A 22,111-nucleotide genomic window follows, 5' to 3' on the forward strand; every position below is an offset into this window, starting at 1 on the left:
ACCGCATCTTCAAATCCTACGACGACATCGTCGATCACTGCTGCTTCGCCTGGAACAGGCTCGTCGAGCAACCATGGCGCATCATGTCCATCGGCCTGCGCCAATGGGCGCACAGGTTCTGATCAACGAGTCTTGGTATAAGTTTTGTTATTAAATGGACAAAAGTTGTCCCATATTAGATCATCCCTCGTTAACTATAAAAGACCGCGTGACAGCGTAAGAAATCAAACAATAAGATCAGGCCCAGTTGCCGAGAAGTTGTTAGTTAGGAGCCTGAACATGCGTGATCTTAATCTTGACGAACTCGAAATGGTTTACGGTGCGGGCAGCAAGGGCCGCGGTTGCGGTGACTCGCCGACCCCGCCGAGCTGCTGGTGCGATGGCGGCAGCAAAGGCAGCAAAGGCAGCAAAGGTAGCAAAGGCAGCAACCACTCGAAGAACTCCAATAGGCCAAAAAAGAAGTCCAAGCACAGCAAGTGCTAAGCTGACCTTCGCAGCACATTCGAAAGGGCGGGAGCGATCCCGCCCTTTTCATTTGCAGCGGTGCTTTGTGGCGCTCTTTGCGGTTTGGTAAGGCATCGGGGCTAAGCATTCCGCATGCAGCAAGGCGCAAACTCCAAGGAACAGGTTCCGGCGGCCGGGCCAGCCGGCGCTCCGGTACTGGCCAGTGCCGAGCGCGACATGGTCTGGATCCTGGGCCAGCCGCAGCTTGAGGACTATCTCGAGTTCCAGAAGAACAAGGTAATCCGCGAGGGCACCTGCGACCTGCGCGCCTGCGCCGCCGAATGGCGCGCGGCCAATGACCTCTACTATGACCTTGAACAGTCCGAGGCCGGGCTGGCCGAGCAGATCGATTGTCGACCCCTGCCCCCCGAACTGATGCCGCTGGCCCGCGAAGTCGAGGCCCACCGCTGGTTCCAGTCATCGTTCGACGATCTGCCCTACAGCTTCGAACTGGTCGAGCTCGACAAGCTGGTGATTTCCCAGCTGCAGGTGGAAACCGGCTATTCGCGCCGGATCGCCGAACTGCTCGGTGCCGCGCCGCCGCCAGAGGCGCTGTTCCGGTTCTGCCTGCCACTGGAGCGTGAGTTTCCGCCCTACCGGGTGCGCCGGCTCAGCTCGACCCGGTTCCAGTTCACCTCTTATTCCAGCGACTTTCGCGAGCATCGCCCGACCCTGCTCGACCAGGACCAGCTGGCGGCACTGGCTCTGCCCAATCCGGCCGTGGCAATGGTCGGCGTGCCGATCGGTTTCGGCTCCAACCTGCTGAGCGGGATCCGCAGCGGCCAGCGCGTCCTGCTGCAGAACGGCTATCACCGGGCCTATGCCCTGCGCAGCGCGGGCTTCACCCACGCCTGGTGCGTGGTCGAGACTGTGACCCGCAAGGACGAACTGCGCCTGACCGCCGACGAGGACGTGATCGCCGATCCCGAATTCTATTTCGCGGCGCGGCGCCCGCCCCTGCTCAAGGACTTCTTCGACCCGCGCCTGGCCCGGCACTTCCGCGCGCGCCGCAGCGAATTCGTGGTCGAGGTGGAAATCTCGATCCGCACCTCCGGGGCACTGGACGTCACGCCCGACCGCTGACGCCATCCGCAGCCGCCTTGGCCGCAGCCGCGACTAGGGTCGCGACAGCCAGCCCGTGATCGAATAGCGCCGCCGCGGCGCGGCCGGGCTGACCAACGAAACGCTGTGATACTTGGGCACCGCGAAGAGATCGAGCGTGTTGAACTGCGGGCCCATGCCCCAGAAGGGCACCTGGCCGAGTTCGTGGAACATCAGCAGCCCACCCCACTCCAGCCGCCATTGCGGCGTCAGGCCCAGCACGAAGGCCGCCGCCCGCCCGGACCCGGCCAGATCGTCATCATGGCCGGTCAGAAAATCGCCGTGGCCATAGGCCGTCACCTGGCCATCGGTGAAGACCGGATCGGCAATCCCGGTGATCGCCGTCAGCACCTGCTTGACGGCCGCATCGGCCAGCAGGTCGCTGATCTGGCACAAGACCGGATCGTTGCAGGCCTCGTCCTGGGCCGGGATGCGCAGCGCGGCATAGCTGTACTGGAACCCGTCGCAGGCATTGGCGTAGGCTTCCCGCTCGATTTCCGCCCGCTGCCGCGATCCGGGCTCCAGCCATTCGTGGAGAGGCATTTCCCAGGCCCCGCCGGAGGGCTTGTTCAGCAGCTGCATCCAGCATTCGTTGGCTTCGAGATAGCGGTAGAGTTCGGGTGCACCGGCCGTGAGAACGTGCGGAATGCGGACGTGACCCCTGGTGCGAAAAGTCTCCGCGAGCGTCGGAATGTCGAGGTCCGGGTTGAGGGTCAGCGGGCTGACCAGCCGGGTATGGGCATTCATGAGACACCTCCGCTTGCGAACTGCGCCTGGGTTTCGGTGGGGGTCGCCGGGCGGGCACTGGCGGCAAACCCGGATTGGGCATTGGTCCGCACGTGGACCTGCCCGCCATCGACCTCGAGCACGATATCGGCGAGGCGCACCAGCGCCGGCCGGTGCGAGATGGCGATCCGGGTGATCGGCCAGGCGGCAATCGAGCGGGCCAGCACTTCCTCGGTCTGGCTGTCGAGGTTGGCGGTCCCCTCGTCGAGGATCAGCATGTCGGGCTGGCGGTAGACCGCGCGGGCCAGCAGCATCCGCTGGCGCTGGCCGGAGGAAAGGGCCACGCCCATGTCGCTGACCAGCGAGTGATAGCCCATTGGCATTCGGGCGATATCGTCATGGATCTGGGCGAAGCGGGCGGCCTGCTCGATCCGCTGCTGATCGGGGTGCGGATCGAAGAAGGCGATGTTGTCGGCCAGGCTGCCGGACAAGAGATAATCGTCCTGCATCACGGCGCCGACGCGCGCGCGCCAACCAGCGAGACTGGTGGCGTTGAGCGGCGTGCCATCGATCTCGAGCGCGCCGCCCTGCGGGGTCAGCAGGCCCAGCAGCAGCCGCATCAGCGTGGTCTTGCCGGCACCGGACGGGCCGACGATCGCCACCAGCGAACCGGCCGGAATGTCGAAGCTGACCCGCTCCAGCACCGGGGCCGACTGCGCCGAATAGGCAAAGGTCAGGTCGCGCGCACGGATCGTGGGCGGCCGGATCGCGGTGCGCCGCGGGACGACCGGGGCCAGCTGTTCGCGCGGCTCGCCGACGATATCGGACAGCCGCTGCAGATGGACGGACAGCAGCCGCCACTTCTGCCACTGCCGGACCAGCGCCCGCGCGCTGCCCGAAAAGGTGCTGCGGTAAGACAGGAACGCCAGCAGGGTGCCGACCGTCAGTTCCTGGCTGATCACGGCCAGTGCCCCGAAATAGACGGTCAGCAGGAAGGCCAGGTTCGAGGTGATGTCTTCAAGGAAATCGACCTTCTGATTGGCCATCTGGGCCTTGTAACCGGCCGAGATCACCTCTGCGAAATGGTTGCGCCAGCCGCTTTCGCGCGTGGCTTCAAAGCCGTGCAGCTTGATCGCCCGCATCGCCCGCAGGCTTTCCATGACATAGGTTTCTTCCTGGGCCTGGGCCACGATCTGCTCTTCGGTCAGGCGGCGCAGGGTGGGGTGAACCAGCTGGGTGACCAGCAGGTAGAACAGCGTCGCGCCGATGCCGATCAGGGCCAGCGGCACGCTGATCATGAACATCACCACCAGCGTGGCCAGCACCAGCGTGGTGTCGATCACCGTATCGACCAGCCCGTGCGTCAGCAGCGACTGGATCGGGCCCACCGCCCCCAGCCGCGACATGATATCGCCCACGTGGCGCCGTTCGAAATAGGTGGCCGGCAAGCGCAACAGGTGGCGCATCAGGTTGCCCGCCAGCTGGAAAGTCAGCGATTGCCCCAGGCAGATCGTCACCCAGGTCCGCAGGAAACGGGTGACCGATTGCAGCAGATAGATGAACCCGAAGCCCAGCAGCAGCACGGTCAGCAGGCTGCTGTCACCCTGGTTCACCGCATCATCGACCACCATCTGCATGAACAGCGGGCTGGCCAGCGAGGCCAACTGGACCAGCAGCGACAGGAACAGAACCTGCGCGATGGCCGAGCGGAAATTGGTCAGCTGACTCCACAGGTCGGTCAGACGGGTCTGGACCCGGGCCTCGATCGGCTTGAAATCGGGGGTGGGGGTCAGCTCCAGCGCTACCCCGGTAAAGTGTCGTCCGATCGCTGATGCCGCGATACGGACCCGACCACGGGCCGGATCGAGCACGACCACCGACCTCGCGCTGACCGATTCCAGCACCACGAAATGGTTCAGATCCCAGTGCAGGATCGCGGGCAGGGCCAGCTGGTCGAGCTCCTCGACCTCGAGCCGGACCGCGCGCGGCGCAAGGTCAAGCGCCGAGGCGGCGGCCATCAGCTGGCGCAGGTTCAGCCCATCGAGCGAGGTGGGGAAGCGGCGACGCAGGCCAGCCAGGTCAACCCGGTGGCCGAAGTGGCGGGCCACCATGGCGAGCGACGCCAGCCCGCACTCGGCCGCCTCCGACTGGAGGATCGGCGCCATCCGCCGCGTCCAGGGCCAGTCGAAGTCGCTCATGCGGGACCCTTCTCGCCCCAGCCGAACAGGGCCGCCCACAGGCTGCGTCGTTCAACCACGATCTTGCCGGTGACCGTCATCCCCGGCCGCAGCAGTTGCGGGCCGCCCGTAACGCGCGGGGCCATCGCCCGCAGGGAAGTGCGGATCCTGAACACCGGTTCGGCAATCTTCAGGCCGGGATCGAGCGCGGCGGGTTCGGTCGGCACGCCGGCCACAGCGGAGACCACACCAAGGCCGGTGCCATAGGTGCGATGGGGAAAGGCATCGAACTGCAGCCGCACCTGCTGGCCGATGCGGGCATGGCCGACCGCGCGGCTGGGCGCGAACAGCCAGATTTCCAGCTTGCTGCCCGCGGGCACGATCGTCGCCACGGCGGCATCGGGCCGGACCTGCTGGCCCAGTTCGCCGGTGAGGTCACCCACGGTGCCGGCCACCGGGGCCACCAGCACGATCCGGTCGGACCGTTCCAGCGCCTTCAACTCGGCAGCCAGGGCAGCGCGCTGCCCCTCAATCAGCGAGGCCGATTTCGCCCCGCCCGTGGTCAGCAGGGCCCGTTCGGCCGCAACCGCCTGGCGGGCCGAGCGCTGCGCGGCAATCTGTTCGGCAATCGCCTCGGCCTCGGCCCGTCGGGCCAGGACGGCGGACCGCGCATCCTCGACCTGGCGCTGCGTGGCGGCCTGCTCGCGGGCGAGGGCCTGGGCGCGGCGGGCGGCGGATTCGGCCAGCCCAACCTGTTCGCGGGCCAGGACCAGCTGGCGCTGCAACGAGGCGATGGCCGCATCGATCCCGGCGGCACGCTGGGTCAGCGCGGCCAGCTGCGACACGGTCTCGATCCCGGCCAGTTCAGACTGGCGGGCCAGTTCGGCGTCCTGGCGGGACAGGTCCTTGAGTTGCGGGGCCAGGCCCTGCTGGCCCTGGGCAATCGCCAGTTCGACCAGCGGATCGCCGGCGGCGACCTGTTGCCCGGTCTTAACGAAGATCCGCGCAACTTCCGCCGTGGTGCGCGGATAGACCCGCGCCACGCCCTGGTCATAGGCCACGACCCCCCGGACATCGGCCGTCGTCGAAAAACTGCCCAGCATGGCGATCAGCAGCGCGATCGCGAAGGCTGCAAGCGCCAGGCCGGTATAGAGCCAGGCACCGGGCGGCGTGGCCGCAACGACCCGACCGTTCAGGCGGGTGCGCCCAGCCTCGATCACTTCGTTCCGGAAAAGCTGCTGCGCCATTGTCCTCGGCTGAAATCCCCTGCAGGTGCAGGCGGGTTAGCTGCCAAAGGAGAAAATCTGGTTAACCCCGTTTGCAGCACCCCTTTGCGGGCAAGGCGCGGGGCGATAAGCCAATCTTTACCAGCTTCGGTTACCGCGCTGGCATGCGGCTATGCCTTTCCCGAACCCCGGCGATCTGCCTGATGGCCCTGGCGACAGGCTGCGCCGGTTCGGCGCCGCCCGCAATTCGCTATGAAATTCCGGATCTTGCCTGGACCGAACCGACCGCGCGAGCGGCGGCGGAGCAGGCGCCCGCGCACCTCGGCCAGCTGCTGGGCGATCCCCGCCTGACCCAGTTGATCGACACCGCCCTGGCCAATAATCCCGAGATCGGGATTGCCGCCGCGCGGGTCGAGCGCGTGCGAGCGGAGCTGATCAGCCTGCGGCAACAGGGCCTGCCCGAAGTCAGCGCCGAGGCCGGGATCGGCCGCGAGTTCCGCCGCAGTTCCGGCCAGACACTGGATTTCCGCAGCGGCCAGGTGCAGCTGGATATTGCCTGGGAGCCGGACCTGTTCGGTCGGATCCGGGCGGAGAACCGCGCCGGCCTGGCCCGCGCCCGGGCCGCCGAGTGGGAACGCGCGGCGGTCGAACAGGCGATCGTGGCGCAGGTCGCCAGGGCCTGGGTCCAGCGCGCCACGCTCAATCGCCGCCTGCAGATCTACGACGAGGTGATCGCCCGCTCGGAGGAACTCGAACGGGTCGTGCGGGTGCGCCACGCCGCCGGGGCGGCCACGCGGGTCGAACTGGGCCTGCAGACCATCCGGGTGCTTGAACTGCGCCAGCGCCGCAAGGAGCTGGAACAGAGCCTCGACCGGACCCGCACCGCGCTGGCCCAGTTGACCGGCGCCCCGGCTCCCGGCTTTCTGGCCGCCGATCCGCTGCCAGCCGAGCTGGCCCTGCCCGACCTCCAGCCGCCGCCACCGCGGCAATTGCTGGCCCTGCGGCCCGATATCCTCGCAGCCGAGGCCCGCATCCGGGCCACCGATGGTGATGCTCAGGCGGCCCGCGCGGCCTTCTTTCCCCGGCTCAGCCTGTCGTTTGTCGGCATGGTCGAGGCCCTGGGCGGCCAGCCGACCACCCAGTCGCTGTCGCTCGGCTCGTCGCTGCTGGCCCCGATCTTCGATCTCGGACGCCTGCGCCGCAACCTGGCCGTGGCCCGGGCCGACCAGCTGGAGGCAGCGGAAGACTATCGCCGCACCATCCTGGCCGCCCTGGGTGAGGTTGAAGACCTGCTCAAGGCCCGGAGCCTGATTGCCCAGCGCAGCCGGATCATCGCCCAGATCACCGCCGAATCCAGCCTGACCGCCCGGCTGGGCAAGGCGCAATATCTTGAGGGCGAGGAAGATCTGCGGACGCTGATCGACGCCGACGAATTGCTGAGCGAGGCCGAAGAAGCCCAGATCCTGGCCTGGGAAGAACAGCTGCTGGCCGAGATTGCCCTCTACCAGGCGATCGGCGCGCGTGCCGCCATCAGCGCACCAGCACCAGACGCGGAGCGGTCCGCTTCAAACTGATTCGCCACGAACGGAATTCGGCCCTGCGTGATTCTACTGACACGGTCCCAACTAGCCGGTCGGGGCCGACCTCCCAAATGACCAATCTGTGGCATTTTTGCTACCCATTGAAACAAAATTACGCCCGGGACACAGCATTTAGGCACCCGGACTTGCACAACGTGCATCCGCCTGCATGATATCGTTCATCCAGATGGGGGATATTCATGTCTAGTTCTTACGAGTTGCGGGGCCGCTTTGGCCTGCTTGCAAGTGTTGCCGCCGGTGCTCTCACCTTCGCTGCTCCGGCCTTAGCCCAGGATGCCAGTACCCAGGACGCGGGTCAGGAAGAGCAGCCGCAGGCGACCACCGACGATGGCGGGATTGTCGTTACGGGTTCGCGCATCCGTTCGGTCACGCCGTTCAACAGCCCTGACCCGGTTTCGGTGGTCGATCCGGAAATCGCCAAGAAGGAAGGCCGGTTCGACCTGGCCAACACCCTGCAAAGCTCACCGATCGCCAATGGTTCGACCCAGATCACCTCGGCGCTCTCGTCGAACTTCGTGACCAACGGCGGCCCCGGCGCCCAGACGGTCGACCTGCGCGGCCTTGGCGCCAATCGCACCCTGGTGCTGCTGAATGGTCGCCGTGCCGGTCCGGCCGGTACCCGTGGCGGCGTATCCTCGTTCGATCTCAACGTCCTGCCACTGTCGATCATCAACGACATCCAGATCCTCAAGACCGGCGCCTCGTCGGTCTATGGTTCGGACGCGATCGCCGGCGTGGTCAACATCTTCACCAAGTCGAAGCTCGATGGCATCACGCTCGACGTCAACACCTCGTTGCCGTTCGATGCCGGCGGTGAGCAGTATCGCGTCAGCGCCGCCTGGGGCAAGACGTTCGACCGTGGCCGCTTCATGATCGCGGGCGACTATTCCAAGACGAAGGAACTGGCCCGTGGCGACCGCAGCTACCTGGCCTGCCCGGCAGCCAACATCTATGACGAGGCGGGCAACCGCTCCGACCTGATCGACCCGCGCACCGGCAAGCCGCATTGCGAAGATCTGCGCTGGGGCCACGTCTGGACCTATGACCTGATCGGCAACATGCGGCTGGACGGGCCGGGCGGCCCGGACACCGGCCTGTTTACCGCGCTTGGTGGCCGCAACCTGCTGCAGTTCCAGTATCCGGGTCAGACGCTGGGCATCCCGGCCTATGGCGCTCCGTCTTTCGCGGGCGACTTCTTCGCACCGGCGGGCTGGTTCCCGACCGGTTATGACGCCAAGTCGATGGCAGTGCAGAACGCCTATCACCCGTTCGTGGACGAGCAGACCATCGTCCCCGAGACCGATCTCTACACGGTCTATGCCGAAGGCGCGTTCGAACTGTCGGATTCAGCCGAGCTGTTCGGTGAATTCCTGTTCAACCGCCGCGAAACCTACCAGAACGGCTGGCGCCAGTTCTGGAACTTCGGCTACACGGGTGACTTCTATGGCACCGGGGCCGGCAATGCCTACAACTTCTGGGGCGGCGGCTGGGGCGGGATCAACCTGATCAGCCCGACCGGGATCACCAACCTGAGCGACAACAGCCAGAAGGTAGATTACTATCGCGGCGTGGCGGGCCTGCGCGGCAACTTCGGCGGCGACAGCAAGTGGCGCTATGAAGTCTACGCCCAGTACAGCCGCAACGTCGGCCGTTATCGCAGCCAGCAGATCCTGCAGGATGCCTACGACACCGGGTACTTCCAGTTCGCCTCCTGCGCCGGCACGATCACGCCGATCTCGCGCAAGCAGTGCATCGATCTGCCCTGGACCGATCCCAACTTCCTGGCCGGTCAGTTGACCGCCGCCCAGGCCGCCTTCCTGACCGACTGGGAAGAAGGCAAGACGATCTACACCCAGCTGACCGGTGAAGCGACTGTTTCGGGCGAACTGTTCCAGATGCCCGCCGGCGCGCTCGAGCTCGCCTTCGGCGCCTCGATCCGCGAGGACAAGATCAACGACAAGCCGGGCGAAATCACCCTGGCGGCCAACGCCTGGGGTGCTTCGGCCAGCGGCATCACTGCTGGCAAGAGCCTGACGAGCGAAGCCTTTGCCGAACTCAACATCCCGCTCTTCAAGGACAAGCCGTTCCTCGAGGACGTGACCCTGTCGGCGGCTGGCCGTGTCACCAACGTGAAGGCAACCCGCGAATCCGACGGCGTCTCGGACTCGGATAACGGCAACTGGACCTACAAGCTGGGCCTGAACTGGACCATGACCGACTGGCTTCGGTTCCGTGGCAGCTATGGCACGTCCTATCGCGCTCCGGCCCTGTTCGAGCAGTTCCTGGCTGACGAAACCAGCTTCGCCACGCAGAACCGCATCGATCCCTGCGTTGGCTGGGCTGGCGCGCTCACTGCCGGTCGTATTTCGCAGCGAATCGCCACCAACTGCGCTGCAGATGGCATTCCGGGCACCTATGCCGGCGGCGGGATCAGCGCCACCGTCATCTCGTCCGGCGGTCTTGGCATCCTCGATGCGGAAACCTCGAAGGCCTTCGTGGTCGGTACAATCCTCACGCCGAAGCTGGCGTTCCTGCCGAACACCGATCTCAGCCTGGCGGTCGATTTCTTCGATATCAAGGTGAAGGGCGAAATTTCGCAGCTGGGTGCCAGCACGATCCTGTTCGGGTGCTATGACTCGGCCAACTTCGCGACGGAGCCGCTCTGCAACCTCTTCACCCGCGGCCAGAACGTGTCCGCTCCGTTCCAGATCAACACGATCCGGGATTCGTACATCAACGTCTCGAGCCAGCACAACCAGGGCATCGACCTAACCTTCCGGGCGAAGCAGGACCTCGGTTCGCTTGGCACCGTGACGCTGACGGCCGACATGACCTGGCAGCTCAAGGACAATTCGCGCCTGCTGCCCACCTCGCCGCTCGAATCCGACAATGGCGAAGCCGGCTCGCCCAAGTGGGTCGGCGATTTCCGCCTGACCTGGGCGCCCTCGGCGACGTTCAGCGTCTTCTACGGCATGAACGTCATCGGCGGCACCTCCGACCAGAGCGACTTCGAAGATCGCTTTGGCGGCCGCTGCATCCGGTCGTTCAACAACAACGGCACTGCTACCGCGGCTGACGACGTTCCGATCTATGGCACCTATTGCCCGGATCTGACCGCCCCGGCCGTGTTCTATCACAACATCTCGGCAACCAAGGAAATCGCCGATGGCCGCTTCATGATCACGGCGGGGATCAACAACCTGTTCGATACCCGTCCGCCGTCGGTCTCGGTGCTGAACGGGAACCAGATCTCGATGCTGGGGCCGGTGATCGCCGCTTCGCAGTATGGCTTCACCGGGCGTCGCGTCTTCGTGAACGTCAGCGCGAAGTTCTGATCTCCGCCATCACGGCACAGAACAACAGGGGGGCGGCATGGTTTCATGTCGCCCCTTCTGCTATCAGGCCGCAGGAGCCGTAACCCTTCATGCCGATAATCCAGGTCCGCGCCGACACCCTTGATGCCGAAAACGCGCGCTTTGCGCAGGTGCCCCTGCCGCACCCGGTCTTTCTCAATTCCGTTCCCAAGAGCGGCAGCCACCTGCTGCGCAATATCATGCGGATGTTCGTGCCGGCCGATCAGCATTACATGGCCGACTTCATCCAGTGGGGAAACCTGCCGCAGCATCGCCACGCCTTCGATCCGGCGCGGCCGATGCTCAGCTGGGGGCACCTGTTCATGGCCGATGCCTCGGTCGTGGAAACGGCGCGGACCCGGCGCGTGGTGCTGTACCGCGATCCCTACGACTGGGTGATCGCCCGCGCGCGGTTCCTGCTGTCGGAACAGTTCTTCGGCAATGTCGATCATCTGCGCAGCGGCGAGATCGAGGTCGACGAGCTGCTGACCATGATGATCTTTGGCCTGCCGGGCAAACTGCCCTCGCTCAACGACATCTATGAACTGAACGCCGCCGCCTGGCTCGGCACCCGCTGCCATGCCGTGAAGTTCGAGGACCTGGCGGGCGCCGTCGCCGATCTCGACAGCACCGAGGCCGAGCGGTTCTTCGCCGAACTGCTAGATGCCTGCGGGATTGCCATGCCGCAGGACTGGCGCGAGCGGGTGCGGGTCGGGGCGGATCGCAAGCAGAGCGCCACCGCGCGCGAAAACCTGACCGGGGTGGGCATCGAGTTTCCCGACGAGCTGGGCGCCCGTCATCGGTCCCTGGTCGACTACCAGGCCCCTGGTCTCAGGGCCGTGCTGGGCTACGCCTGATGGCGGGAGCGGTATCCACGGCGATCTATCCCCGCCTGACCGAAGCCATGCGGCTGCGCGAACAGGGGCGCGACGATCAGGCCGCCAAGCTGCTGATCGCCCACCTGCGCGAGCATCCCGACGAGCCCAGGGGGCTGGCCCAGCTGGGCCTGCTGGCGGTGCAGACCGGCGCCCTGGGGCAGGCCGAGCATTTCCTGCGCCGGGCCCTGCAGCGCGGGGAAGACAGCACCGAACTGCACCGGGCGCTGGCCTCGGTCTATAGCCAGCAGGATCGGCTGCAGGTGGCCGAAGCCTATACGGCACGCCTGATCAACGAGCGCGGCGACCAGGAACTGCGCGGCCTGCACGCCAATCTGCTCGACCGGATGAGCCGCCATGACGAGGCGCTGGCGATCAAGCAGGCACTGGTTGCCGACAATCCACAGTCGCTGGGTGCCTGGCTGGCCCTGGGCCATGGCCTGCGTGCCGCGGGCCGGGTCGACGAGGCAATCGAGGCCTATCGCCGCGCGATCGCGCTCGACGAGGAATTCGGCGAGGCCTGGTGGGGCTTGGGCAGCATCAAGCGCAAGGTCCTGACCAACGCGGACATCGCGGCGATGCGCGCGGCCCTGTCGATCGCCATCGATGAACGCAATATCGCCCCGCTACACTTTGCCCTGGCCCGTGCGCTGCATGATCGCGGGCAATACGAGGAAGCCTTCCACCACTATGCCGAAGGCAACCGAGTGCGGGCCGAAAGCATCGGTTACGATGCCTCGGAACTGACCGGGGAAGTGGCCGAAACCGAACGCGTCGCCAGTGCGGACTTCCTGGAAAGCCTGCCCGCCGTTCCCAACGGAGACGACCAGCCGGTCTTCATCATCTGCCTGCCCCGCTCGGGTTCGACCCTGCTGGAGCAGATGCTGGGCACCCATCCCGCGATCGAGCCGGTGGGCGAGCTGCCCTATATCCCCGCGATCATGCGCTCCTTCATGGAAATCGTGACCCGCAAGGGGCCGATCACCGTGCCCCAGGCAATCGCCGCGATGACCGACCAGCAGGCCGCGCTGCTCGGACAGGATTACCTCGCCCGCGCCCGGGTCCACCGCAAGACGGATCGCCCCTGGTTCGTCGACAAGCTGCCCCAGAACTGGAGCAACGTGCTGTTCATCCGGCGGATCCTGCCCCAGGCCCGCTTCATCGATATCCGCCGCCCGGCGATGGACTGCTGCTTTTCGAACTTCTCGCAGTCGTTCACTTCGGCCCATGCCGCCTCCTTCGCGCTGCGCGATGTCGGGCAGTGCTATGTCGACTATGTCCGGCTGATGGCGCATTTCGACAGGGTCGCGCCGGGCATGATCCATCACGTGAGCTACCAGTCGCTGGTCGAGGACCAGGAGGCTGAACTGCGGCCGGCGCTGGCCTATCTCGGCCTCGACTGGGACGAGGGCCTGCGCGAGTTCCACAAGCTCGACCGGGTGGTCCGCACGCCCAGCAGCGAACAGGTCCGCCGTCCGCTCAACCGCGACGGGATGGAAGTCTGGCGGCCCTATGCGCAATGGCTTGCACCCTTGCGCGAAGTGCTCGGCGACCTGGCCGAAGCCTGAACCGCGGCAGCCGGTTCAGCCCAGTCCGTTCGCCAGTTCGTCGCGAAAGCGCGGATGGGCCAGCGCGATCAGGGCCTCGGCCCGCTGGTGCAGCGACTTGCCGCGCAGATCGGCCCAGCCATATTCGGTGACCACGATATGGGTATCGTTGCGCGGCGTGGTCACCGGGCCATCGAGCACCGGGACGATCCGCGATACCTTGCCGCCCATCGCGGTCGACTGGCAGGCGATGATCGATTTCCCACCGCGCGAGGCGGTCGCGCCCCGCACGAAATCCAGCTGGCCCCCCGAACCGCTGTACTGCCGGCCCAGCAGGTGTTCGGAATTGCAGGCTCCGCCCAGGTCGATCTGGAGCGTGCCGTTGACCGAGATCACATTGTCGTTCTTCGAAATGTGCCGGGGATCGTTGACGAGATCGACCGGCAGCGAATGAAACGCGGGATTGTCGTCGAGGAAATCGTAGAAGGCCGCATCGCCCATCGCGAAGGTGAACACGCTGCGCCCGCGGTAAGTGGTCTTGGCCTGGTTGGTGACCGCGCCGCATTCCACCAGCCGGGCCAGCGCCGGGGTCATCAGCTCGGTATGGATGCCCAGGTCGCGGCGATCCGCGAGCAGGCTGCACACCGCCGCGGGCAGCGTGCCGATGCCCATCTGCAAGCAGGCGCGATCCTCGATCATCCCGGCGATGATCGCGGCGATCGCCTGTTCTTCCGGGCTCGGCTGGCCGGTGGCGACCTCGGGCAGCGGGGCGTGATGCTCGACAATGGCATCGACTTCGGAAACGTGGAGCAGCGAATCCCCGAACACGCGCGGCATGGCCGGGTTGACCTCGACGAGCAGGCGCCGCGCGCTGCGGGCAGCGGTCGAGGTGTAATCGTTGCTGGTGCCAAAGGTGAACCAGCCGTGGCGATCCATCGGTGAAACCGTGGTGATGCAGACATCCAGGTCGGCGTGCTCGGCCAGCAATTGCGGTGATCCGCTGAAGGCCACCGGCACGAATTCGACCGGGCCGTATGCGGTGCCGGAGGGGTCCTGCCGGATCAGCGCCCGTTCGACCTGGCTGAGGAACATGCAATGCGGGCGCACCCGATCGAGCAGTTCGCGCCGCAGCACGGTCTTGCCCGCCGCTTCGAGCGAATGGAAATACCACAGCTTGAGATCGCCGATCCCGTCGCGCTCGATCCGGCGGCCCAGCGCCTCGAGCAGGGCCGGGGGTTCAGCCACGGCCATGCCCATGGCCACACTCATCCCCGCCGTGATCGCCCCCACCGCCTGATCGGCGCTGGTCAGCCTGGCGCGGTAAAGCTCTTGCGGGGTCATGCGGGAAGTGTCGCATGGCACCGGCAAGCCTGTCAAAGCCCCAGCCTTGCCCGGCGCGGCCAGCCGCTACCCCAGCGTGCGGCGGACAATCGTGATGATCTCGGCCGCTTCGTCGGTCGAGATCGTCAGCACCGGGCGGAATGGCAGGACCGGGGCTACGCCCGAAGGGATGGTCAGCACCCCGGCTGCACTCAAGGCGGCCGAGGCGCCGCGGCTGTCGCCCGTCCATAGTCCCAGGCACAGCCCGCGCTGGCTGACCGGATAGGGCGCATCGGCAAAGCCATCGGCGAACAAGGCCGCCAGCCTGCGCACATGGGCGAGGAAGGCCGGATCAAGCGTCAGTTCCAGCGCGCGGGTGGCAACAATGCAGGCATGTTCCGATCCGCCATAGGTCGAACCGTGGGGTGCGAAATCGCGCCCGGTGAACTTGCGCCAGACATCCTCGCGCATGGTCGCCGCCGAAATCGCGAACATGCCGCCGCCAAGGCCCTTGCCCGAGGCGATGATGTCCGGCGTGTAGCCGTCGCTCTCATAGCTCCACATGGTGCCGCAGCTACCCATCCCGGTCTGGACCTCATCGAGGATGAACAGCGTCCCGGTTGCCTCGCAGGCGGCCTTCACGCCTTTGAGATAGTCGGGATCGGCGGTGGGGAACCCGGACTGGGCCGGGGTCGGCTCGATGATCACCCCGGCCACATCCTCCTGCGCCAGGGCCGCGCGCATGGCGGGCAGGTCATTGAAGGGCACGAAGATGGTGCCGTTTTCGGCGATGCCGTAATGCTTGCGCTCGGCCCCGCTGATCGCGCTGACCGTCAGGCCGAATTCGTTGTGGCCGTGGAACGAGCCGGTCTCGATCGCGACGAAGCGGTGCCGGCCGGTGAAATAGCGCGCGGCATGGGCCGCGATCTCGATCGCATCGCCGCCATTGCAGCCGAAGATCGAACCGGTCAGCGCCCCGCCGGTCGATTCAGCCAGCTTGCTGGCCAGCATGGCGCGATAGCCGGAGACCTGGCTGAAGCTGCCGGCATCGACATGGTCCAGCGCCTCCTTGGCCACCCGCACCAGTTCGGGGTGGAGGTGGCCGAGGTTGAAGGTCGATCCGCCGCGGTGGCAATCGAAGTACCAGCGCCCGGAATAGACATCCTGCACCCGCCCGTTCTCACGCTTGCCATAGTGGATGTTGTGAAAGCCGAGCACCGAATTGAGGATCGAGACGTGCCCCGCCGAGACATGGCGGGAATAGGCCTCCTCGGCCGCCTCGCGGGTCGGGTAGGGTGGCTTGGCGGGAACGGGGAGGAAGGGGGCTGATGACATGGCGGTCCTCGTCAAAAATCAGGCACTGGCCGCGAGGGCGGCATCGGCAATGGCAATGGCCTCGTCGATCGCGGCATCGTCATGCGCGGCGCTGACGAACCAGGCGAGGCGAGGGTGGAACAGCAGGCCGCGCCGGGCCGCCTCATAGGCAAAACGCTCGCCCCGCGCGCAGCCGGGATCCTCGACAAACAGCACGTTGGGATGGGTGGCCGGGCCGGTAAAGCGCAGGTCCAGCCCATGTCGGCCCGCCGCCGCCAGCACCCCGGCCCGCAACCGCTCCGCCGCGCGCTGGATCACCGCGAAGGCATCGTCGCGTTCATAGACATCGAGCGTCGCGATTGCCGCCCGGAAGCAGACCGCGCTGTAGATATAGGTCGAGGTGTAAAGGATCGACGAGGCCGCTGCGCGCAACGGCTCCTTGCCCAGCAGCGCGCCGACAGCATGGCCATTGCCGAGCGCCTTGCCCAGGCACAGCAGGTCGGGATCGAGCCCCATCGCCCGGTGCGATCCCTGCGGGTGCAAGCGAAAGCCCGAGCGCACGTCATCAAGGATCACTAGCGTCCCGGTCCGCGCGCGGAACCGGTGCACTGCTGCGACGAAATCGGCGCTCGCCTCGCTGGCGGGAACACCTGACGGCTGGTCGATCGGATTGAGCATGATCGCTGCCACCTGGTCGGCGGCTTCGGCCGGGAAGGCATCGAGACCGGCCGGATCGTTCCAGTCCAGCCGGTAGAGATTGTCGAGCGCGGCAGCCGGATGGCGTTCATGCCGCAGCGACTGCTCGGCATTGTTGCCGTGGTAGGCCTGCCGGAACAGCACCAGCTTGTCGCGATTGCGGGCGGCGCGGACAATCCGCATGGCCAGCGCCGTGGCGTCCGATCCGGCCTTGACTGGCAGGGCCCAGTCGAACCCCGGACCCCAGCGCAGCAGGCGCTCGCAGAAATCGACCATGGCCGAGGGGAAATAGGGCATCAGATCGCCCTGTTCAGCCTGCCGGCGCGCCGCCGCCTCGACCTCCGGATGGCGATAGCCGAGCAGGTTGGGGCCATTGCCGCAGTTGAGATCGAGGTACCAGCGCCCGTCGGCATCGCGCACGCGGCACCCTTGCGCCTCGTCGATGAAGCCGGGCTGCACGCCGGGCCCGGCGTAGCGCGCGCTGCGGGTCATGAACATGGCGCGGCCGGGCAGCACGGCATCGGCGCGCGCCCATAGCGCCTGGCCGATCGGACCGTCGATCGGCGGGCCGGAGATGTTGCTGGCCCCGTCAATGCCGGGCAGCCTGCTATCGGTAGACATCGATCCCCCCTTCCCTTGCGATCCGCGACGCCGGGATGACCCGCGGCGGCCCCTGCCCCTCGCCATGGCGGGCGGCCCAGCGCCGCGGGGCTTCGCCAAACCAGCGTTCGAAGGCGTGGTTGAAGGCCGATTGTTCGGAGTAACCGAGCGTCAGCGCCAGCTCGGTCAGCGACATGCGCCGCTCCAGCACGATGCGTTCGGCGAGGTCGCGGCGTTGCTGGTCGAGCAGGTCGGAGAGGCTGAGGCCATGGGCATGCAGGCGGCGCTGGAGCGTGCGCGGGTGCATCCCCAGAGCGCGGGCCACACTACCGAGGCTAGCCTCGCCCATCGGCATCAGCATCTCGAGCAAGACCCGTACGGTCGCGATCAGGTCATGGCGCGCAGTGTCGCGCGGCAGGGGGAAGCAGTCGGTCATGACCTGCCCGCCGCAACCATCTGTCGCGTCAAATCAAGCCCGCGTCGGCCCCGAGAGATAACCTGCCAATCATGACCCTGGCGTGGGGTGCGCAGCGACAGGGGAGGAAAGCAGCGATGGCGAAATTGCGGGCGAGAAGGGGGCAAGCGGCGGCCAGGAAGCCAGTCCTGGCGGGCAAATGGCTGGCCCTGGCATCGACCGTGGCCATGGCCCTGGCCGGACCTGCTGCCGCCAACCAGCCCAAGCCCGCCCAGCGACCGAACATCGTCTTCATGATGGTCGACAACTTCGGTTACGGGGACCTGGGCAGCTATGGCGGCGGGGTACTGCGCGGGGTGCCGACGCCGAACCTCGACCGGCTGGCCCAGCAGGGACTGCGGCTGACCAATTTCAACGTCGAGCCGGAATGCACCCCGACCCGCTCGGCGCTGATGACCGGGCGGATGCCGGTGCGCAGCGGCACCAGCTTCGTCAACAACCGGGGCGCGCGCGATGGCCTCGCCAACTGGGAATACACCATCGCCGAACTGCTGTCCGACAGCGGATATCGGACCGCTATCTTCGGCAAGTGGCACCTCGGCTCCGAACCCGGCCGGATGCCGACCAATCAGGGCTTCGACGTGTGGTACGGCATCCCGCGCAGCAGCAACGAGGCGGCCTGGACGATCCAGCCGGGTTACGATCCCGCACTGGCCCGCGACACCGGAATCTGGGAGGCGAGCAAGGGCGCGCCGCCGCGCCGGGTCAAGGCCTATACGCTTGAAACACGGCGGATGCTGGACGAGGAGATCACCGAGCGCGGGGTCGCCTATATCAAGGCCAATGCCCGCAGCAATCAGCCGTTTTTCCTCTACATTCCCTTCACCCATCCGCACACGCCGACCGTGGGCTCGCCGAGATATGTGAAGCCGGGGCGATCGCAGTACCAGAACATCCTGGCCGAGATCGACGGCAATGCCGGGGCTATTATCGATGCCGTGCGCGAGGCGGGGATCGAGGACAATACGATCGTCATCTTCACCAGCGACAATGGCCCGGAAACCATGCTGGGGCCCGGCACCGACTATGGCGCGCAGTCCGACAGCGGGCCGTTCCGGGGCGAGTTCCCCAGCTCGCTGGAGGGCGGAATCCGGGTGCCGATGATCGTGCGCTGGCCGGGCCGGACCCAGCCGGGGCGGGTCTCGAACGAGATTGTCGCCATGCTCGATTTCTACCGCACTTTCGCGCAGCTGGCGGGGGCGGCGGACAAGGTGCCGCAGGACCGCGCGATCGATTCGATCGACCAGACCGACTTCCTGTTCGGCAAGAGCGAGAAATCGGCGCGGGACTTCTTGATGTTCTTCCACAATGGCGATCTGCACGCGATCAAGTGGCGGAATTTCAAGACACATTTCCGGATCAATGAACCCGCCCGCAATGCCGTGGCGGCGCCCGGCCAGGCCGTTGTGACCGGTTACACCAACACCCTGACCTATCCCTGGGTGTTCGATCTGGAGAACGATCCGAAGGAACTTTGGAACCTCAACACGGCCCATACCTGGGTCGGCGCGATCACTGGACGCATACTCAGACGGTACACCGATAGCACTCAGCAGTACCCCAACCTCCAGGCCGGGGAGGACGGACCACCCAAAGGTCCGTGAACGCCGCACCGGCTACTCCGGCCCGCCGCCATAGAGCAGCGGGCGGGGGTTGACCGGCCGGCCATGGACATAATTGTCGACCAGGTCGCGCAGCGCTTCAGCCGATCCGGCCGAGCGGTTGAGCGGCGCCCAGCGCGGGGCGGGCAGCGTCGCGTTCCAGGCCTCCCATTGCTGCTGCAGCCGCTGCGCCACCTGCGGATGGCGCCCGGCCAGGTTGCGCCGTTCGCCCGGATCGGTCGCCAGGTTGAACAGGTAGCTCTGGTTCGCCACCCGCAGCCACTTCCACTGCCCCTGCCGCGCCGCGCCCTGGATATTGCTGCGCCAGTAGAGCGCCCGGTCGGAGAACCCGGTACGGCGCGCTTTCAGGTCAGGCAGCAGGTTGACGCAGTCGAGCGTCGGATCGACCGGCACCCCCGCCACCGCCATCGCCATACAGGGAATGTCATGCCCCACGCCGACCCGGCGCGAGACCTGCCCGGCGGGCAATTGCCCGGTCCAGCGCAGGATCGTCGGCACCCGGATCCCGCCTTCCAGCAACAGCGCCTTGACCCCGTTGAGCGGCCCGTTCGACGCAGTGGTCTGCCAGGTCGGCCCGCCATTGTCGCTGGTGAAGACGATCAGCGTCTCGCGCCCCAGCCCGGCCTGGTCGACCGCATCGACGATCCGCCCGACCGCGCTGTCAAAGGCGCTGAGCATTGCCAGGTAAGTGCGCCGCTTCGGATCGCTGACATGCCTGAACTGGTCGAGATAGGGCGCGATCGATTGCAGCGGGGCGTGAACCGCATTGAACGGCACATAAAGGAAGAACGGCTTGTCACGGTTCTGCCGCACGAAACCCACCGCCTCGTCGGCGAAGGCATCGGTGGTGTGGGCGGGATGCGGCACGGTCTGGGTGCCGCGCAGCATGAAGCGGTCCGCCGGAGTGTTGGTCGGAATGTAGCCGATCGCCCCGTCGAGGAAGCCATAGAAGGTATCGAACCCGCGCGCGACCGGGGTATTGGGCGCGGTAAAGCCGACATGCCACTTGCCGATCATGCCGGTGGCATAGCCGCGTTCGCGCAGCCGCTCGGCAATGGTCGGCAGGTCGCGCGGCAGCCCGGCGGTGGGATCGGTGCGCTGTTCGGGGCCCAGGTTGTTCTCGAACCCGAAGCGGTTCTGCTGGCGCCCGGTCATCAGCGCCGCGCGGCTGGGGCCGCAGACCGGACCGCTGGAATAGAACTGCGTCATCCGCACGCCCTGCCGGGCCAGCCGGTCGATCCGGGGGGTGCGGACATCCTTGCCGCCCTGCACGCCCAGATCGCCATAACCCAGGTCATCGGCGAGGATGACGATGATATTGGGCGGAGTCCCGGCCGGACGGGCGCTTGCTGCCACCGGGGTCACGGCACTGGCGGCGAGCAAACCGGCAGCGAGCAGGCGGGCTGAGCGGATCATGGGTACACCATCAGGTCCTGGTTGTCGTAACGCATCGTGGTCTGGCGCATGCTGGTCCATTGCGGTGCGACATTGCCGCGATCCCAGCGCACCAACCGCGCCCGCAGCCGCGCGACCACGTCCGGATGGGCCGCCGCAACATTGCGTTTCTCGCCCGGATCGGTGGCCAGGTCATAGAGCATGACGTGCTGCCCCAGCGCCGAAACGGTCGCCTGGGTGCCATCGGGAACCAGTGCGGTTTCGGTCATGATCGGGGCGGAGGGATCGCGCCGGTTGGCAATCCACAGCTTCCAGTTGCCATCGCGGATCGCGAAGTTGGGGCCAGAGCGCCAGTAAAGCGTGCGCGGCACCGGCTGGCGCGCCGCCCGGCCCATCAGCCGCACCAGGTCCAGCCCTTCGGCCGTGGCCGGCACCCGGCCCCGTGCCCCGGTTACCGCCGTCGGCATGATGTCGAGGTTCGAGACCACCTGGTCGCTGACGACACCCTTCGGGATCCGCCCCGGCCAGACCGCGATGAAGGGAATGCGGATCCCGCCTTCCAGGTGATCGCGCTTGAACCCACTGAGCGGCGCGTTCGTACAGGCCCCCAGCACATAGCGGGCGCAGCCATTGTCAGAGGTGAAGATGATCAGCGTGTTGTCGGCCTGCCCGGTTTCCACCAGCTTGGCCCGGATCGCGCCGATCGAATCGTCCAGCGCGGACACCATCGCCGCATAGACCCGCTTGCCGGGATCGGTGAAGTGGGCATAGCGATCGAGGTACTTGCGCGTCGCCTGCAAGGGCGTGTGCGGGGCCGGATGGGCCAGGTAGAGGAACAGCGGCCGATCCCGTTTCTGCCCGATCAGGTCCACCGCCGCCGTGGTGAAGGCATCGGTCAGATAGTCGCTGACCTCCACTTCCTGCCGGTCGCGCAGGATCGGCGAGCCGCGGCGCAATTGCGCCATGACCTGTTCCTCGCTGGCATCGGGATCGACCGTGATGCCTTCGGCCTGCCCGAATGACAGGCCCGCGCCGGGGGGCATGTAGCTGCCATCGCCGGGGCCATAGCGGGTCATGAACGAGGTGGCCCCGCCCAGCAGTCCGAAGAAGCTGTCGAACCCGCGGTCGAGCGGATGATAGCCGGTCGGCTGACCAAGGTGCCACTTGCCGATGATCGCGGTCTGATAGCCCTTGTCGCGCATCAGCTGCGGCAGCAGCCGTTCGGCTCGCGAAACACCCCTCAGCCGGTCGCGCCCGGCAGGATTGAATTCATAGCCGAAGCGGGTCTGGGCCCGCCCGGCCATCAGCGCCGCGCGCGAGGGGGAACAGACCGGGTGGGTGGCATAGGCCTGGGTAAAGCGGACCCCATCGCGCGCCAGGGCATCGATGTTGGGCGTGCGCACGATCGGGCTGCCATAGGCGCCGGTATCGCCATAGCCCAGGTCATCGGCGATGATCACGATCACGTTGGGACGGGCATCCCTGGGCTTGGCGGCAGCTCCAGCGGGCAGCGCGGTTGCTGCCACCGTCATGGCCAGCAGCGACGATTTGAGCAGGCGGCGCATCGGCAAGGCTCCCT

16 protein-coding genes and 1 pseudogene are annotated in these 22,111 nt (G+C 66.6%); 8 read left to right on the forward strand and 9 right to left on the reverse strand.

Features of this window, described 5'->3' with window-relative positions; all coding sequences use genetic code 11:
- From O9281_RS00005 to O9281_RS00015, 3 genes and pseudogenes are all read left to right on the forward strand, one after another.
- Positions 1-122: pseudogene (locus O9281_RS00005) on the forward strand (IS630 family transposase); the annotation flags it as partial.
- Positions 123-279: 157 nt separating this feature from the next.
- On the forward strand, positions 280-483 hold the full coding sequence (locus O9281_RS00010) for a hypothetical protein (protein ID WP_298181425.1): 204 nt from the start codon (positions 280-282) through the stop codon (positions 481-483).
- Between the two features lie 114 nt (positions 484-597).
- A complete protein-coding gene (locus O9281_RS00015) occupies positions 598-1,587 on the forward strand; it encodes a hypothetical protein (RefSeq protein ID WP_298181427.1) in 990 nt (329 codons plus the stop codon).
- A gap of 33 nt (positions 1,588-1,620) precedes the next feature.
- On the opposite strand, the gene O9281_RS00020 is transcribed toward O9281_RS00015, so the two are convergent.
- From O9281_RS00020 to O9281_RS00030, 3 genes are read right to left on the reverse strand one after another with little or no spacing between them, the layout of a single operon-like run.
- Complete coding sequence (locus O9281_RS00020) at positions 1,621-2,352, reverse strand: 2OG-Fe(II) oxygenase family protein (protein WP_298181430.1); 732 nt, start codon at positions 2,350-2,352, stop codon at positions 1,621-1,623.
- The gene (locus O9281_RS00025) at positions 2,349-4,529 is read right to left on the reverse strand and encodes a peptidase domain-containing ABC transporter (protein ID WP_298181433.1); all 2,181 of its coding nucleotides are present in this window, start codon (positions 4,527-4,529) and stop codon (positions 2,349-2,351) included. The genes O9281_RS00020 and O9281_RS00025 overlap by 4 nt, the downstream gene beginning before the upstream one ends.
- Positions 4,526-5,755, reverse strand: a complete 1,230-nt coding sequence (locus tag O9281_RS00030; protein ID WP_298181434.1) for an HlyD family efflux transporter periplasmic adaptor subunit — start codon at positions 5,753-5,755, stop codon at positions 4,526-4,528. The genes O9281_RS00025 and O9281_RS00030 overlap by 4 nt, the downstream gene beginning before the upstream one ends.
- 182 nt (positions 5,756-5,937) lie before the next feature.
- On the opposite strand from O9281_RS00030, the gene O9281_RS00035 reads away from it, so the two are divergent.
- The 4 genes from O9281_RS00035 to O9281_RS00050 all read left to right on the forward strand — a co-directional run bounded on the left by O9281_RS00035 (position 5,938) and on the right by O9281_RS00050 (position 13,131).
- The gene (locus tag O9281_RS00035) at positions 5,938-7,308 is read left to right on the forward strand and encodes an efflux transporter outer membrane subunit (protein WP_298181435.1); all 1,371 of its coding nucleotides are present in this window, start codon (positions 5,938-5,940) and stop codon (positions 7,306-7,308) included.
- Between the two features lie 206 nt (positions 7,309-7,514).
- Positions 7,515-10,670 carry a TonB-dependent receptor gene (locus O9281_RS00040; protein WP_298181436.1) on the forward strand — a complete coding sequence of 1,052 codons (3,156 nt, stop codon included), beginning with the start codon at positions 7,515-7,517 and terminating at the stop codon, positions 10,668-10,670.
- Positions 10,671-10,759: 89 nt separating this feature from the next.
- On the forward strand, positions 10,760-11,545 hold the full coding sequence (locus O9281_RS00045) for a hypothetical protein (RefSeq protein ID WP_298181437.1): 786 nt from the start codon (positions 10,760-10,762) through the stop codon (positions 11,543-11,545).
- On the forward strand, positions 11,545-13,131 hold the full coding sequence (locus O9281_RS00050) for a tetratricopeptide repeat-containing sulfotransferase family protein (RefSeq protein WP_298181438.1): 1,587 nt from the start codon (positions 11,545-11,547) through the stop codon (positions 13,129-13,131). The genes O9281_RS00045 and O9281_RS00050 overlap by 1 nt, the downstream gene beginning before the upstream one ends.
- Positions 13,132-13,146: 15 nt before the next feature.
- On the opposite strand, the gene O9281_RS00055 is transcribed toward O9281_RS00050, so the two are convergent.
- The 4 genes from O9281_RS00055 to O9281_RS00070 form a co-directional block, all read right to left on the reverse strand.
- Positions 13,147-14,451, reverse strand: a complete 1,305-nt coding sequence (locus tag O9281_RS00055) for an acetyl-CoA hydrolase/transferase C-terminal domain-containing protein (protein WP_298181439.1) — start codon at positions 14,449-14,451, stop codon at positions 13,147-13,149.
- 66 nt (positions 14,452-14,517) lie between these two features.
- Positions 14,518-15,765, reverse strand: a complete 1,248-nt coding sequence (locus O9281_RS00060; protein ID WP_298181440.1) for an aminotransferase class III-fold pyridoxal phosphate-dependent enzyme — start codon at positions 15,763-15,765, stop codon at positions 14,518-14,520.
- A gap of 18 nt (positions 15,766-15,783) precedes the next feature.
- Complete coding sequence (locus tag O9281_RS00065; protein WP_298181441.1) at positions 15,784-17,061, reverse strand: aminotransferase class III-fold pyridoxal phosphate-dependent enzyme; 1,278 nt, start codon at positions 17,059-17,061, stop codon at positions 15,784-15,786.
- On the reverse strand, positions 17,048-17,476 hold the full coding sequence (locus O9281_RS00070) for a helix-turn-helix transcriptional regulator (protein WP_298181442.1): 429 nt from the start codon (positions 17,474-17,476) through the stop codon (positions 17,048-17,050). The genes O9281_RS00065 and O9281_RS00070 overlap by 14 nt, the downstream gene beginning before the upstream one ends.
- Before the next feature lie 116 nt (positions 17,477-17,592).
- Between O9281_RS00070 and O9281_RS00075 the strand changes: the two genes are divergently transcribed.
- On the forward strand, positions 17,593-19,119 hold the full coding sequence (locus O9281_RS00075; protein WP_298181444.1) for an arylsulfatase: 1,527 nt from the start codon (positions 17,593-17,595) through the stop codon (positions 19,117-19,119).
- 12 nt (positions 19,120-19,131) lie between these two features.
- On the opposite strand, the gene O9281_RS00080 is transcribed toward O9281_RS00075, so the two are convergent.
- Both O9281_RS00080 and O9281_RS00085 read right to left on the reverse strand, forming a co-directional pair.
- On the reverse strand, positions 19,132-20,553 hold the full coding sequence (locus tag O9281_RS00080; RefSeq protein WP_298181446.1) for a sulfatase-like hydrolase/transferase: 1,422 nt from the start codon (positions 20,551-20,553) through the stop codon (positions 19,132-19,134).
- Entirely contained in the window at positions 20,550-22,097 is a 1,548-nt protein-coding gene (locus O9281_RS00085; protein WP_298181448.1) for a sulfatase-like hydrolase/transferase, read from the reverse strand. The genes O9281_RS00080 and O9281_RS00085 overlap by 4 nt, the downstream gene beginning before the upstream one ends.
- Positions 22,098-22,111: the final 14 nt, after the last annotated feature.

Source organism: Novosphingobium sp., assembly GCF_027531025.1.
Lineage (GTDB): Bacteria > Pseudomonadota > Alphaproteobacteria > Sphingomonadales > Sphingomonadaceae > Novosphingobium.